Here is a 15,056-nt window from a genome sequence, read left to right on the forward strand (position 1 = left end):
GGCGACAGTCTTTACACAGATAATTTTGTTTACCTCTTTGTTTACCGTTCTTACTGATACTAGTGGAGCCACATTCGGGACATTGCATCGGTTTTATCCTCTTTTCATATCCCTATTATGCAACGCCCAGTTTCCCAATCTGCCCCGCAACAAGCACCACCACAAACCATAATTGTTCAAGCTGCCCCCTCTGACAGAGAAGCGATAAAGGAAGTCGAAACAGAAAGAGAACCTGACAAGCCTGTTAAAAAGCCTGTTAAAAATACAGGTAATACTAATGCAACGATCGTTGGTCAGCCTGGGAGTAAGAATATTCGGTCGGGTCCAGGAACTGTATATGATTCAAAGCATATTGCTTATCCGGGCGATCGAGTCCGTGTTTTAGAGCGGAGTATTGATTCTGGTGGTTACACCTGGTACAAAGTCTATTTTCCAGAATCTGGTGCTGATGGATGGATTGCAGGTCAATTATTGAGTATTGATTAATTTAAATTGTCAATTCATTTTTAGCCCCTTTATTATCCATGGTGTGATGAACCGCCCCACAACTCGCCAGCAGAAGCCAAATTCAGGCAATCCAATTCAAACCTTTGGTATGTTTTTACAAAAACATATTAAGTTCATCCTAATTATGGTTTGTAGTGCAACAGTCATTACTGTACTTGGAATGAATGGTCTTCGTTCTGATGTGTCAAGTAGTATTCCTCAGCCAAGTTCACAAGTAACTTCTGTTACTTCTCAACAACCATTGAGAATTGAGCATAATCAGAATAGCTCTGCTCAAGCTCCGGCAGTAAGTTTCGAAAAAATGGTAAAGCCGTCTTCTCCAAAAGGGACGATCGTTCAACCATCATCACCTATTTTTCCTGTTCAGCAGGCTTCACCAGAAATTCCCGTGACTTCTCAAGTTCGAACAAAATTTGGACATTTCCCCTATCAGGAAGCCGACCCAAGTCGTCTGGTAAATGCTGGAAAGTTTGTTCGAGAAAATTATGAACGCTCGGAACTACTCGACCAAGAGGCTTATGAGGCTTTTCAACAAATGAAAGCTGCAGCAGCTTCTCAAGGAGTTTACCTAATGATTATTTCGGGATTTCGTAGCATCACAGATCAAGCTGCTCTATTTGAGAGACAAATTGCTAGAAGAGGAAGTGAATCTGAGGCGGCAAGATCGAGTGCGCCTCCTGGATATAGTGAACATCATACAGGCTATGCTTTAGATATTGCAGATCAGCAGTCAGACACTGATCTTAAAGTTGCTTTTCAAGAAACAGCTGCTTATCAATGGCTAGTTACCAATGCCTATAAGTATCAATTTGAACAGTCATTTCCACTCAATAATCGACAGGGTATAAATTTTGAGCCATGGCATTGGCGATACATCGGACCACCCAGAGCCTCACAAATCTTTGCTGCTGCTAGACAAGCTTCTTAGTACAGTAGCAAAGTGTTTAAGGGGTTGCTATAAGGAGAGAGTCTCATGTACTAGAGAGATGGTTGAAAAGCACATGGCTAGGTTTGCTGACTGACTCGCACGCCAGTTAACAAGGCCCCACATCGTCATCGAACTCTACAGATTGGCCAAAACGGCTACAACCAGATCTGCCTCTAGCCACTCCTGCGATCGACTTCTGGAGAAAATTGCCAAATATTACAGGATTGCAAAATTTTGAAATACGGTTGACAGAACCTTCGTTTGTCCGTAGGCTTGTTTCTCATAGCTGAGTACAACCGTGTTAAACACCCCGATGGAATCAGCTTAAGCTCCCGAAAATTAAGGCGCTACCCAATGTTGATTGAGGCCAACAAAGGGCAGCTAAACCCCCAAGCTGGTATAAGCAGCTGGGCGGTCTGACACGGATTGTAACATTCGATCGGGCCACCCTACTTGTCCTGCGCAAAAGGGTGGCTTTAATTTTTGGGGTTTCTTCCCGTCCCTACAATCAGGAGAAATCCCATGGTCATTAACTTTAATGGAGTCGATCGTGTAATCGATCCCGATCGTAAACCGTTGCAATTTTATCTCTTCGGCACTCGCGAAGAAGTCCAGTCTACAATCAACCAATTGCATGTCCTGCGATTTAGCGATCGAGTTCGTTGGAGTCCACCCGTTCCAGTGGTGGGTTCGGATTGGCAGTACGTCAGCATGATGGAGCGCGATCGATCGGCAGAGTAAGGGCGATCGATCAATTGTCCCGAGGGTTGTCTAAAAACCGGGATTTTTAGAAAATCCCGGTTTTTGAAGAGACACCTTTAGGTTCTAAAGCTGCAAAAAGCGCCTTGCCGCCCAACCCCGCGTTCCCCCGTAGGCCACAGGTACCCAGACTTCCCCATTGGCCGCAAACCGCTGCCCCGCCGTCACATTCACCCGTTGTCCACAGGGAACCGTCCCCAACACCCGCGTCAACCCCGCACTCTGGCGAATATTCACCACCCGAATCGGCTGGGGACACAGCACCAGCACCCCCCGCCTAGGCGTCGATTGCGCCACGATCGGCGTTGCAGAAGGAGCCGTATTCGTTACCGGCCTAGTTTCATTCTTCGCAGATTCCCCATAGGGTGGCACCGAAAAGGTAAACTTCGGCAACTCCAGATTGAGCTTGGTAAAATCAGGATGCCCCACAATCCCCCAAGCCGCAATGCCTAACAGCGTCCCATAGGCCGCTCTATCAAATCCATCCAACTTCTTCTTAGGTGTGACAGGCGGAAATAAAAGTGCGAGAATCGAGCCAATCGTTGGTAATTTCAATGCCCCCATCGTAGTTTCTCCCAATCACTCTAGCTAACTTGATCTAACGCATCCCATTTCCAGGAACCCCATCCCAACTAACCCTATCAAACCGGCCTCCTATCCTGCCTGATTGAAATCACGGAACCATGACCCTACTGCAAGTCCTCGGAGCCACCTTAATTTTTATTGTGTGTCCCTTGCTGGCCTTCCTGCCGGACTGTAACCAATTGCAAGATGGGTTTAAAATTCTACTTAAAATTATAAAAGGATTGGCGATCGTCGGTCTTTCCAAAGTCTTCTTTCCCGCCAACCCCGAATGGGACATGATCGCCCTAGCCGCCTACGCCTTTGGTCGGTACGGGCGTCAGCAGCCCACGGAACTCACCACCCTCTTAGCCGGATTGGGTCTACATCACCCGATCGCTGCTGCCTTTGTCATTCCCTTAACCTTCGTCGGGACAACCCTGTTTCGGTCTCCCCAACAAAGTCGCTGGGTGGCCTTAGCATTGATGATTGTGATGAACGCCGCCTTTCAACCGCGCAACTCTGCCCTCCTCGTGATGACGATCGTGATGGCAGGCGTAGTCAGTTGGGGCGATCAAAAACGAACCGAAACCCTCACCAAAACCGCCAAGAAAACTGAATATCGAGCCTTTCGCCCCGCAGGCACGATCGCCACCTTAGACGATGCCCTCAAACTCCCCAAAGCCGGACACCTAGCCACCGCCCTCGCCTCCCTCAAACGGGCTAGCTTACCGATCGTCTCCGGTTGGGTGCTGTATCCCGGCGACGATCCAGATCCCCTATTCCAACTACTGCAACCTTCCCGCCGAGAACCCGTTATCATCCGGGTTTCCGCCGTTGAGCAACCCAACTTAGATTACAATCTCGAAATTACTAGCATCAATGCCTTTTGGGACGCGATCGTGCAATGTTTTGAAGCCCAACGCAACAGTACCGTTGCCCTCGTCGTTCAACCCAAACTGTGGCCAATTTTTTACGGAACTGCTAGCCCAATCGCCCCAGATACCGCCACCCTAGAAGTCACCGTCTATTCCGAAGGTGCAGCGCCTACAACCCATCAACTCCAGCCCCTTGCTTCAGAAGATGCAACCACTTGGACAAGCCGTTCGATCGCCGAGGACATTCCCCCCAAGCTCTTGCAAGAAGTTGCAAGCCTCAGCGATCGCGCCTTCCAGGTATTCCATCAAGCCTCCGCCAAATTTCCCAGCAAACCCGCGATCGTAGAATGGAGTCACGATGGAGAACGGTTATGGATTACCGGAATTCGATTTGAACTTAAATCACCTTGACCATCAACCCTAACAACACTTGAATCTTCACTTTAACAACAATAGCGAAAGCACAACTGCCTCTACTCCATCAATGAATCGGGATCAAGCCCTTGCGATAGTAGATAAGCCGTAAGCTGCTCTAACTTGCGTTGGGCGGCTGCTTTCTCCTGACGTTCAGCTTGTAACTGCGATCGTAATTCATTAGCAATCATCTCAGGTGTCACTTCTGCCTGCCCCTGGATATCATACCAAGTCAAAATCTCCTGCTCAATTCCGCCAATCATCTGCCGCGATCGGCCAATCCCTAAACCCACTTCCGGCATCCAATAGGGTTCACCCATTTGCAGGTGATAGGCCCCATCAATTAATTTGTAAACCTCAAAGGGTTGATGCCCATCCCGCTGCCAAAACTCAGGATTGTAGATCAGATAATACAACACACCCAAGTTTGCATAAATCTCTCGCTTTTCGTCATATTCTCCCCCCGGACGATGCGACACCATCTGCAACACAAAGCTAGGCACCACATCATTCTCTTCCCAGGTCGCATAGCTACGGCGTGATTTACCACCCTTCTTCCGTTCCACACCCAAACTCAAAAAACCATCCGGCACGATCGGAACTTTGGGGCTAACCCCAGTCGTGTGATAGATCGCCATATCTACCCCAAAAAACCAGTCCATACGACTGGCCCAAAGATTCGTTAGTAGAAATAGAAGCAAATTCGGCAATAAATTCTGATCTTCGTTATCCACAGGGGTATCATCTGAGCAGGGTAACTCTTCGGTCGAAGGCAACGGGGATCTGTAGTTGGACGTAAGCATGGCAAACCAACTCCCGAAGTGAGATGTGATACTCCCAGCATAGAACAATGCAAAAATTCGGTACCGCCCCTCAAACAAACTCTAAAACAAACTCAGTTGCGAAGGCGTTTCGTCAGCCATTAAATTCCACGGTAATGGCGGCACTTCCAGCCCTGCCTGTTCCAACATCGCCTGAAACCGTCGCGCATTCCGGGGTGAATGATCTTCCAACGGACAATGGACAAAGAAATAGGTTTGTTTCCCCTGCGCCACCCAATTCGCAACAATATCAACCCACTCTGCAAAATAATCTAGATTATTCTCAAGAACGGGATGGCTAATGTAACGGACAAAGCTAAAGGGAGCAGTCACGATCGGATCTAGGGGAACATCCGGCTTTTTATTTTGGGAATACTGTTGCGGATTATCCGTCGCACGGTAAATTGCCCGAGTATCCAACAACACTCGCCCAACTTGATGATGGGTCAATAACTCATTCAGCCGATCGCGATAACTCGCTTGAAACCAGCCGATATGCCGTACTTCCACCGCCAACGGAGCTGCCGTCGCAGCCTGCCAGCCTTGAATGAATAACTCTAAATCTTTGTAATAGGCCGGACTATAGCTCGGTGGCAATTGCAGAAACATCACCCCTAACCGATCGCCCAATCCCTGCATCAATGCCAAAAACCGCAAGGCATCCGGCAAATGCGGCAACAAATTGCCCTCGTGCGTCACCGTTTTAGGCAACTTCGGAAAAAATAGAAATCCTTCCGGCGTCTCCGCCGCCCAGCGCTTCACCGTATCCCGATCGGGGATGGAATAAAAGGTCGTATTCCCTTCCACGATCGAAAACCGTCGGCTATACAACTTCAGAAAATCCCGCGCCGCTGCCTTCGCCGGAAACAACTCCCCCAACCACCCCTTATAGCCCCAAATTGCCAACCCCAGGGAAAAACTCATCTCTTGCCCACCCAACCTTAACTGCACCCGAGCATCTGTCCGCCAGTTTAGCGCACCCGCTTCCTCAGTCTATCAAGCACACCTCAGACACACTGTAATCCATTCGTTCATCACCCGCATCCCCTACCGATCCTCTGCCGCCCGCGATCGGCTAGCATAGACGCAGCAATCTCTGGAACCGAAGCGCATGTCACAGGCAGAACAAGAAACCAAAGCATTAATGGCAGAACTGAAAGCCCATGCTTGGATTTTGGGTGGCTTGGTCGGACTGATGTGGGCGATCGAATTTGCGGATCTGGCCCTGGGAGGCCGCCTAGAGTTATTAGGCATCCGGCCCCTGTCGCCTGCGGGCTTGCCCGGTATTTTCTTTGCCCCCTTTCTCCATGCTGGATTCCGCCACCTGATCAGCAATACCCTCCCCTTTCTGGTATTGGGCTGGTTGATTATGGCGCGGGATGTGCAGGAATTCATCGCCGTTTCGGTCATTGCAGCCCTAGCCAGCGGGATTGGGACGTGGCTCTTTGGCGTCCCAGGAACACTGCATATTGGAGCCAGTGGCGTCATTTTCGGTTACTTTGGCTATCTCATCCTCCGAGCCTGGTTTGAGCGCAGCCTCGGCTCTATCTTCATTGCGCTGGTCGTTTTCTCCCTCTTTGGCGGCATGATTTGGGGCATCTTACCCATCCAAATTGGTATTTCCTGGCAGGGGCATTTGTTTGGTCTCATCGGTGGGATTGTCGCGGCCCGCTTGATTTCCTGGATCAACGGGCAAGCCAAACCATTGTAACTAGCCCAATAACGAGCTAAAACTATCGCTGTAGCCCAGACAATTAGGACAATCTTATCTTCACGCGCCAGTCGCTAGATCCGCCTAAATCCCCCGATCTCCTTCGGAGAGGCTACGCCGAGAAAAAGGGGGCCTTTGAGTCAATCAAGCAAAAACTAGAAATTCTAGGAACTTTTCTCCGATTTCCTCCTGTTCCCCCCTTAATAAGTAGGGTGGTTTCATTTAGGGGGAGAAAAGCCATGAGTGAGTATGGAATAGACCTTGTGGAGCTGATTGGTGAGTGCACGAATGCCCTGTGGAATGGTACGGTAAGCTAATTGGCGCACAATGCTAATTACAAAACAGTTCAAGATTGCCCAGGTAATCGGAGCATTGCCCCCAGGCCGAGCAGAATCCTCTTCAAATAAGACATCTCGCACCCAATGGAGTCGATTTTCAATGCCCCAATGCTGTTGAATCTGGGTCAGAAAACGCTCTGCACTCAGGCAAAGACTGCTAATGTAGCCGCTTTGCTCGTGAAACGGTTTGCCCTCTCGCACGCCTGAGCGTTCTACCCAAATCAAACATTCTAGTCCCGCCCACTGGCGTTTCAACTGCATCGGTGCAGCGTAGACAGAGACCTGACGTTGCACTTGGCGATTGTGGGTGAGATCGACCTGATGGGCTTGAGATAAACAATTCCCCCGTTTCCGTAAGCGTTGAACTGTCCGATAAAGCGTCGGTTGATTCGCCTTGAGTCCAATTAGATAATGTTGCTGTTGCTCAGTGATGTGCTGGACTGTTTTTTTTGGCAATGGAGCGCATCTAACGTAAACATCACAGGCTGTCCAGCCAAGCTCTGAATCAACTGACGCACCACTTCAATCTCGCTGACCTGTTTATTATTCATGACCCGTAAACCCAGAACCACTCCACTTTGATGGGTGAAGGCAGCAACGGTGCAGACAAAATTCTGATACGACGCTTGGTAATCTTTTAAGGTACTTTTGATACTTTTGCCATCTAGCGCCACCCAGGTAGGTTCGCTCAGAGGAAAGGCCATCTGACTCCACTGATTAAACAAGGCCAGTAACGGTTCAAACTCGACATGCAACAAGACCCGCCGAAACGTGGAGTAGGACGGAATCCGGGTCTGACTCGGTAAGTCTAACAGCTCACAGAGGCCCGACCAGTGTTGCTGAGCAAAGTCTGCTAAGGGCCGATAGCCTCGATACCCACAGAGGGTTCCGAGCAAAATCAAGATCATGACGAGCCAGAGTTCATGGCGTTTGCCTTTATTTTTTCGGTAGTCTGGGATTTGTTTGAGTGCGTCGATGAGATTCAGGGTGGGAGGAGCAGTCATGATGAAACCTCAGGCAGCTCCTTCCAGTTTCATTTTTATACCCATAAATGAAACCACCCTACTGTTCCCCCCTTAATAAGGGGGGCTAGGGGGGATCGGATCTGTGGCATGGACGAATTAATTTGGATACCACTGTCCTAAATCCATGGGCTGTAGCAATATCCAGCCAGCAATCCACTAAACATTATTCCCTACATTACACAGCGAATTGCCTCCAGCATTGCCCTTGCTTTATTCAGCGTTTCTTCGTACTCACTTTCCGGCACAGAATCCGCAACCAGACCCGCACCCGCCTGCACGCTCACCCGATGCTGGCCATTCTCCATCGGCTGCACAATCATGGTACGAATCGCGATCGCGCTATTCAGTTGCCCCTCAAAATCGTAGTAACCATACACCCCGGAGTACACCCCCCGGCGGCAAGGCTCCAGATCATGGATAATTTGCATGGCCCGAATCTTGGGTGCACCACTCACCGTCCCCGCCGGGAAGCAAGCTTTCAGCAAATCCCACGCCGTTTTATCAGACCGTAAATCCCCAATCACATTACTCACAATGTGCATGACATGGGAATAGCGCTCAATGATCATCAATTCATCCACTTTAACGCTGCCGTTAATGCAAACGCGACCGAGATCATTGCGCCCTAAATCCACCAGCATCACATGTTCCGCAACTTCCTTCGGGTCGCTCAGTAAATCCTGTTCCAAGGCCAATTCTTCCTGGGGCGTTTTACCCCGCTTCCGCGTTCCCGCGATCGGACGTACCGTGGCAATTTTACGATCGCCCTCCGGCGCGTTTTCCGCCTTCACCATAATTTCTGGACTGGAACCAATAATCTGCCAATCGCCAAAATTAAAGTACGACATGTAGGGCGATGGATTGACCAGCCGCAACGATCGATACAAATTAAACGGATCGCCCGCATACTCCGTAGACAGCCGCTGGGAAATCACCACCTGGAAAATATCCCCCGCCTTAATATGCCCCTTAGCTTTCTCCACCGCCTGACAGAAATTTTCCTTCGTAAAATTGCTCGTAATGGCAATCTCTTGGGCGTTGCTTCTGGCGTTGTTCGGTTTCCAATCGAAACGTTTTGCTCGATCGGTAATAGGCGATTCTAATTTCCGCACCAATTCCTTCACCCGATCGCAGGCTTTGGCATAGGCTGTTTGTAAATCCGTATTCGGATCTCGCAAATCGGCATAGGCAATCGCCCACACCTTGCGCTTCACCTGATCAAAAATCAACAAGTTATCGATCTGCATCCACAACCCATCGGGCAAATCCCCTTCCTGGGGCGGATAAATCGTGACCGTGGGCTCAATCCAGTTAATTAACTCATACCCCCAAAAACCAAACAGTCCACCAATACCCGGTGGCAGTTCCGGCAACTTGACCGGGTGGAAGTCGGCCAACCCATTCGCCAAGGCAATAAACGGATCCCCGGTGAATTCATGCTGGGAGCCATCGCGATAGGTCTGCACGGTGCGATCGCCCCGCGCTTCCATAATCCACAGCGGATCGCAGCCCAAAAAGCTGTAGCGACCCACCGTTTCCCCGCCTTCCACCGATTCCAATAGAAAGTTGTAGGGGCGATCGCTACAGACCCGATACCAAGCAGAAACGGGCGTATCTAAATCCGCAACCCACTCTTGGTACACGGGAACAAAATTACCTTGCTGGGCTAACTTAGAAAACTGATTAAAGTCAGGAAAAATCATGGGGTTTCTACTCAAGATCGATGAGACGGCAGACAATGGAAACACAGATGGCTAGTTGTAGCGATAGGGCAAACTATTGGGCGGCATCCGCCCATCCCTTCCATCCGATCGTCCACAGATTCTGCATCACCCTAGTCATGATTGCTGGAGAATTCTACTCTAACGATTGTACGAGTTAACGTCCCAGTTCCCTGAAAAATCTTCCTGCTTCGCGGGATGTCCCTTGCAACCGACTCCATGCAGCAAACCCAATCCCAGCAGCAGCCCCAATCCCAACCCAGAAACCCTAATAAAACCTAATAAAAAATTGTGGAGACACCCTAAAAGAGCATCTCCACAATTATGCTGAGTCCAGCTAGTCAGGCTCTAGAAAGCAAATTACGGATCGATCGTCCGCTTGCCACTGAACTTCAGCGTAGAAGGGTTGGGGTTGGAACCGATGTTACGGGGTACATGGTTCACAATTTCCCGGCCAGCGTTCACCTTTTCAGGGAAGACGCCGTCAGCAGGGTGCAGGTATTGGATCTCACCATTGGGATAAACCCGGTAGATCTTGTAGTTGGTGATTTTAAACTTCGTCTTGAGTTGGGTCCCAAGCGCTAGGCAGTGCTCTTTGCGAGCGAGGTATACCAGGTTCTCACCCTCATGCATGGTTGCCGCACCACCCATGGGCATTTCGAACACTTGGGACTTTTTACTTTCCCAGGTGATGGCATACTTCTCTTCAACCTCAGCCTTGGTCAGCAGGCCGCCGGTGCTGCCCGGAAAGATGGGCGCTTTTCCAGTAAGCGTTTCTGACATGGTTCTCTCTCTAAGAACATTTTCCGCAATTCTACCTTTCAGACTTCCCTGGTTTAGCGAGTTCGTTGGGATCTGTAACAGTTGTTAATACCTATCCAGTTCCTAGGCCGCTTTGTCCTTCCATATAACCCTCCTAGGCCGATCGAAACCCCATTTTCCTTGGGATCCAGAGAACACTCTACAGAATGATCCTTAGGATTTATTAATCGTTTGGCAATCATCTGTAAAGGAGCCAGGTCGGGATTCAGGATCGATTGATCTGCCAGTCATCCCTAAGCGGCCCTTAGTCTTTGCTTAAACCTTCGTGACAAGGCCTATGACGAGCCCTGTGACAAGCTTTGTCATAAGCCTTGTCATCAGCTTCGGAATAGCTTCCATCAGCCTCGGTTAATAACCTCGGAGCCGCTTCACCAAGGTTTCCAGCCGATGCCGTGCTTGGGGCAATTTCTCAATGACCGTCGGACTGAGTTCCCGTGCCATGGGGATGGGCGATTCCAACGGATATTCGTTGCCATAGCCCAGCATTCCTACAGTGTTACGCATCCGATCGGCCAAAAAGAGGGCGATCGCGCGATAGAAGTGAGCAGCGAAGTCTCCATCCTCTTCCAGTTTGCGCTGCAATGACTCCCGAGGAATCGCAAAGACTAAGCTATCGCGCTCCGCAGTCACCGTCGCCATGGGGGGGCGGGCGTCTAGGAACGAGATTTCTCCCACCACATCCCCACTGGTCAGTTGAGACACCTCAATCCCTTGATGGGACTCGATCGTAACTTTGAGGAGACCGCTCAACACGATATAAAAGGCATCGACGGGGTGACCTTCTTCAATGAGCTGGGTGCCTGCTGGAAGCTGCTCCTTCCGCCCCACGTACAGCATCCAATCCATATCGCTATCACTCAATTCTCCCAACAAGAAGAATATTTTTCGCATAGGGCTGGCCGAGAAAGACAACTACGATGCGCGGCAAAAATTGCAGCAGAGGCAGAACATTATGGATCCTACCCAAGGGCTAAACCAACATCCTTCCGATGAATTTTCCGTAATCCAATGATAAATCCTCCGTACTTTTGTCCAATAGCCTTTCCCCCGTCAAGCCCCATGACTGGGTCTCTAGTTCAGAAATACCTAGTAGACAATTTGCGAGTCTTCATCCAGTATCAACAACAATCCTACGCTGCCCTAAGATAGGATCCCTAAGGTCATAAACCTATGACTTGCGACCATTGGTCTAGGACTCAGATCGGAAAGTTCGAGATCTGAAAGTTTAGGATCTGAAATTCTGAGTGGCAGCGTAGCGGGAAGCATCCAGCCCATTGATCACCCATTGATCATTAGATGATCAGTCAACTGGTGCCATCCTTGTTCTTAAAGTCTATCGAGGTTGAGACTGACGGGGGGCGATTACATAGAAAATCTTCTGATTTACTGAAAAGTCAACCCACGAGAATCCCACCCGTTCAGCCTCTGGCAAACGTCTAATGGCAAACGTCTAACCTCCATTGGCTAACGGCCCTTCGCAGTTAACGAATCGCGTAAAGATCGCTGCCACCTTTGAGGGAGAAATGTAAGGAGTGCGCTAAATCCTTGCTAGAGCGGGTTGTAAATAACAGCAACCCCAAAAGAGAAAGCCCCGCAGAAATCCCAAAAACACCACGATAGCCCACAAAATCAGCCAGTCCGCCCACTAGAGGTCCCGCCAGAAAAACCCCAAGATCAAACCCCGCAATACATAGGCTAAAAATCCGTCCCCGTTCCCCAGGATTCGATCGATCGGCCAACAGCGTGATTGTAATGGGGAGTAACGTACCTCCACCAATTCCTTCCAGGAGTCCGGCCAAGATAAACAGATCGTTCCGGGGAGCCAACCACAACATCAACATTGAAATGCAATAGCAAGCGAGTCCCAGGGTAATAAAGCGCCCTCGACCGTAGCGATCGCTATTCCTTCCGGCTAAAAATCGCATCAGGAAGCTGGTCATGGCAGCAGAGGTATAAAACGTACCTGCTGTGACCGTCAGTTGAGTTTCGCGCAGATACAAGGGCACGAAAATACTGAGAATGCCAAAGGCCATACCCACAATCAGCAGGGTCAGCGTCGGAATTCGCAGGCGATCGCTCCAGAGAATCTGCCAAAATGGTTGCCCCTGGGAAGTCGCCACAGCCCCAGCGGGATAGCCTTCGGAAATTACCGGGGCCGTCTCCAACACCGATGGTGGCACTTGAGGAGATGCCCCGGTAGGCTGAACTGACCTAGGTTGGGGCTGGGTCGCAGCAACGCCCCCAATACCCAGGCCAAAGATTAAACTCAAACCCGCGATCGCACTGGCAGCCAGAAAGCAAAGGCTATAGCCCCATTGATGCAGCAACCAATCACCCAACAACGGCCCCAACGCCATTCCAATCGGGGTCACCAAGGTCATGTAACCAATCACTTCCCCTCGGCTCTGGGGCGGGGCGATGTCCGTCACCAAGGTACTGTAGGCCGTAGTAAAGGCCGCAATACTCAGTCCATGAAACACCCGCACCAGCAAAAGGAGTTCCTTCGGCTGGGTCAGAAAATATCCCAATGGCGCGATCGTGGCCGCCACAATCCCAATGAGAAGGACTAATTTGCGGCCTCGATGATCGGCCAAATGTCCCATGTGCGGACGAAAGAGCAACAGTCCAACGGCAAATGCAGCCATCACAATACCTAGTTCTTGAGCCGTTGCCCCGTTATCACGGATGTACAACGGCAAGACGGGCAGGAGACTAGCCATGCACATCCAAAATAAAAGTCCACAGGCAAATAATGCACTCAGACTACGGCGAATAGAAGGCGAAAGCTGCGCAATAGCACCCATGGTCAAGCAATAGCACCCATCAGCAAAGGTTTCAGTCTAAAAGCTCAGAGAGTCAAGCAGTTCAGAGATTCAAACAGTTCAGAGGTTCAAACAGAAGTTCTAGGATAGCAACTTAACTTAACAGTTGACAGAATCCCGGATAAATTCGCTTGAATAGAAAAATGAGCAGCAGACTGAATCCTCGGGCAACCATCCCATGATCTGCCTAGAGGGCATGTCCAGCATGGAGGGTGTTTCTAGAAAGTCCGATGGAATGCATGGGAATCAATCAGAATCTAGACACAATTGAAGGCACGATCGAATTCGATCGCGATCGGGGATAACAATGCTGCCAGAAGCAATGCAGAAATCATATAGAAAGGATGCAGAAATAAGTCTCTCTTCAAAAGAATATTGCGATCGGCAATCCATTTCATACACCAAATTGATTCCATACAAAATAAGTCCAGGCCATGGAACCATGACCTGGACTCGGTTTTAATATTCTAGCCTTCTATAAAATACAGTTCCCGCGATACAGCTTAAGAACTGTACAGCGTAAGAACGACTTGGCCAGAGGTTTTCATCAGAAAAACTAAACTTTTTGCTATCTATTACTAGGTTAATGGGGAGAAAACGGGAATTGTTGAAATCTATACATAACTTTAGGAAAGTCGCAAATTTTCGTTACAAGTGACCAGGCTTGGCTCCCCGCTTGGCTTTGCGCTTCCAGCACCTATCTCCCCATCCCCTTAGGATTTGATTGGTACGAGAGGCCCTAAGGCCATCGTCTTGCTCCATCAATGACCCTTCTCAGCCGAGATAACCACTTTCACAATACCTTTGAAAATGTAGCCTACAATGCAATTTAGGCCGGAACGGTATCGCGAGAACAACTGCAAAGCGGAAGGTTTCGCCCCAGCGACTCTACTGATTACCCAATTCTTTGGAACGGTTAGATGCGGCGCGCACGGCTTCAATTAACGCCGATCGCAGTCCCTGTTTCTCCAACTGTGCAATTCCCGCGATCGTCGTTCCACCCGGACTCGTAACCCGATCCTTGAGTTCTCCCGGATGCAGTCCTGATTCTTGTAATAATTGCGCCGTGCCTAACACAGTTTGAATGGCTAATTGCAGCGCGATCGGTCGGGGCAATCCTGCAGCCACACCACCATCGGCCAAGGCTTCCACCACGAGGGCCACATAGCCTGGGCCAGACCCCGACAAACCCGTTACCGCATCCATGAGCGACTCTGGAATTTCAATCACACTCCCGACCGTCTCTAAAATGGTGCGAGCCCGTTCGACGTGGTGAGGTTGGCTATGCTGTCCTCGCGCGATCGCGGTGACGCCAGCACCCACCTGCGCGGGAGTATTGGGCATGGCCCGTAGGATGGGTTGCTCGGGAAAAGCGGCTTCTAATTGTGCGATCGAGGTTCCCGCTAGAATCGACAGCAGCACCGCCGATGTATGTGGCAAGGAGGCTGTCAGCTCAGTTGCAACCTGAAAAAAAATCTGGGGCTTAATCGCCAGCAAAACGACATCACTCGCGAGGGCCGCTTCGGAGTTCTTTGAAGTGACTTGAACCCCGTACTGACTTTGCAAAAAGCTGCGACGATCGCCATTCGGCTCACTGACCAAAATTTCGATCGGTTGATATACAGATTTCATAATGAGGCGGGATATGAGCGCCTCGCCCATTACCCCGCCTCCAATCATGCCTAATTTAACCAAGGTCGTTTCGCTGAATAACAACTCTAAGTAACTTCCAGAAGGAACTCCTGGCAA

At 49.9% G+C, this 15,056-nt stretch carries 17 protein-coding genes; 5 read left to right on the plus strand and 12 right to left on the minus strand.

Annotated features, from left to right (window positions below; translation table 11 throughout):
* A partial coding sequence (locus H6G21_RS19280) for an IS1 family transposase (RefSeq protein ID WP_347278042.1) occupies nt 1-88 on the minus strand: 88 nt, incomplete at its 3' end.
* Between the two features lie 29 nt (nt 89-117).
* Here H6G21_RS19280 and H6G21_RS19285 point away from each other — a divergent pair.
* The 3 genes from H6G21_RS19285 to H6G21_RS19295 all read left to right on the plus strand — a co-directional run bounded on the left by H6G21_RS19285 (nt 118) and on the right by H6G21_RS19295 (nt 2,176).
* Nucleotides 118-486, plus strand: a complete 369-nt coding sequence (locus H6G21_RS19285; RefSeq protein ID WP_190575046.1) for an SH3 domain-containing protein — start codon at nt 118-120, stop codon at nt 484-486.
* Nucleotides 479-1,435 carry a M15 family metallopeptidase gene (locus tag H6G21_RS19290; RefSeq protein WP_242041942.1) on the plus strand — a complete coding sequence of 319 codons (957 nt, stop codon included), beginning with the start codon at nt 479-481 and terminating at the stop codon, nt 1,433-1,435. The genes H6G21_RS19285 and H6G21_RS19290 overlap by 8 nt, the downstream gene beginning before the upstream one ends.
* A gap of 522 nt (nt 1,436-1,957) precedes the next feature.
* Nucleotides 1,958-2,176 (plus strand): hypothetical protein, encoded by a 219-nt coding sequence (locus H6G21_RS19295; RefSeq protein ID WP_190575047.1) that lies wholly within the window; start codon nt 1,958-1,960, stop codon nt 2,174-2,176.
* A gap of 84 nt (nt 2,177-2,260) precedes the next feature.
* On the opposite strand, the gene H6G21_RS19300 is transcribed toward H6G21_RS19295, so the two are convergent.
* On the minus strand, nt 2,261-2,758 hold the full coding sequence (locus tag H6G21_RS19300; RefSeq protein WP_190575048.1) for an SH3 domain-containing protein: 498 nt from the start codon (nt 2,756-2,758) through the stop codon (nt 2,261-2,263).
* A 119-nt stretch (nt 2,759-2,877) separates the two neighbouring features.
* On the opposite strand from H6G21_RS19300, the gene H6G21_RS19305 reads away from it, so the two are divergent.
* Nucleotides 2,878-4,044, plus strand: a complete 1,167-nt coding sequence (locus tag H6G21_RS19305) for a hypothetical protein (RefSeq protein ID WP_190575049.1) — start codon at nt 2,878-2,880, stop codon at nt 4,042-4,044.
* 62 nt (nt 4,045-4,106) lie between these two features.
* Here H6G21_RS19305 and H6G21_RS19310 read toward each other — a convergent pair whose 3' ends face one another.
* Together H6G21_RS19310 and H6G21_RS19315 are read right to left on the minus strand one after the other, a co-directional pair.
* A complete protein-coding gene (locus tag H6G21_RS19310; protein WP_190575050.1) occupies nt 4,107-4,850 on the minus strand; it encodes a Uma2 family endonuclease in 744 nt (247 codons plus the stop codon).
* Between the two features lie 81 nt (nt 4,851-4,931).
* Nucleotides 4,932-5,792: a DUF72 domain-containing protein gene (locus H6G21_RS19315; RefSeq protein WP_190575051.1), complete on the minus strand. Its 861-nt coding sequence runs from the start codon at nt 5,790-5,792 to the stop codon at nt 4,932-4,934.
* A 187-nt stretch (nt 5,793-5,979) separates the two neighbouring features.
* On the opposite strand from H6G21_RS19315, the gene H6G21_RS19320 reads away from it, so the two are divergent.
* Nucleotides 5,980-6,579 (plus strand): rhomboid family intramembrane serine protease, encoded by a 600-nt coding sequence (locus tag H6G21_RS19320; RefSeq protein ID WP_190575052.1) that lies wholly within the window; start codon nt 5,980-5,982, stop codon nt 6,577-6,579.
* Nucleotides 6,580-6,797: 218 nt separating this feature from the next.
* Here the strand turns inward: H6G21_RS19320 and H6G21_RS19325 are convergent, their stop codons facing one another.
* The 8 genes from H6G21_RS19325 to proC all read right to left on the minus strand — a co-directional run bounded on the left by H6G21_RS19325 (nt 6,798) and on the right by proC (nt 14,987).
* Nucleotides 6,798-7,373, minus strand: coding sequence for an ISAs1 family transposase (locus H6G21_RS19325; RefSeq protein ID WP_190575053.1), 576 nt, complete (start codon nt 7,371-7,373; stop codon nt 6,798-6,800).
* Complete coding sequence (locus tag H6G21_RS19330; protein ID WP_190575054.1) at nt 7,322-7,921, minus strand: ISAs1 family transposase; 600 nt, start codon at nt 7,919-7,921, stop codon at nt 7,322-7,324. The genes H6G21_RS19325 and H6G21_RS19330 overlap by 52 nt, the downstream gene beginning before the upstream one ends.
* 191 nt (nt 7,922-8,112) lie before the next feature.
* Complete coding sequence (gene trpE, locus H6G21_RS19335) at nt 8,113-9,645, minus strand: anthranilate synthase component I (protein WP_190575055.1); 1,533 nt, start codon at nt 9,643-9,645, stop codon at nt 8,113-8,115.
* 378 nt (nt 9,646-10,023) lie between these two features.
* On the minus strand, nt 10,024-10,446 hold the full coding sequence (locus H6G21_RS19340) for a photosystem I reaction center subunit II PsaD (protein ID WP_190575056.1): 423 nt from the start codon (nt 10,444-10,446) through the stop codon (nt 10,024-10,026).
* 387 nt (nt 10,447-10,833) lie between these two features.
* Nucleotides 10,834-11,376, minus strand: coding sequence for a cyclic nucleotide-binding domain-containing protein (locus tag H6G21_RS19345; RefSeq protein ID WP_190575057.1), 543 nt, complete (start codon nt 11,374-11,376; stop codon nt 10,834-10,836).
* A 590-nt stretch (nt 11,377-11,966) separates the two neighbouring features.
* A complete protein-coding gene (locus tag H6G21_RS19350) occupies nt 11,967-13,289 on the minus strand; it encodes an MFS transporter (protein WP_190575058.1) in 1,323 nt (440 codons plus the stop codon).
* 275 nt (nt 13,290-13,564) lie between these two features.
* On the minus strand, nt 13,565-13,723 hold the full coding sequence (locus H6G21_RS19355) for a hypothetical protein (RefSeq protein WP_190575059.1): 159 nt from the start codon (nt 13,721-13,723) through the stop codon (nt 13,565-13,567).
* A 472-nt stretch (nt 13,724-14,195) separates the two neighbouring features.
* Nucleotides 14,196-14,987, minus strand: a complete 792-nt coding sequence (proC, locus tag H6G21_RS19360) for a pyrroline-5-carboxylate reductase (RefSeq protein ID WP_190575108.1) — start codon at nt 14,985-14,987, stop codon at nt 14,196-14,198.
* Nucleotides 14,988-15,056: the final 69 nt, after the last annotated feature.

Source organism: Alkalinema sp. FACHB-956 (assembly GCF_014697025.1).
GTDB lineage: Bacteria > Cyanobacteriota > Cyanobacteriia > Leptolyngbyales > Leptolyngbyaceae > Alkalinema.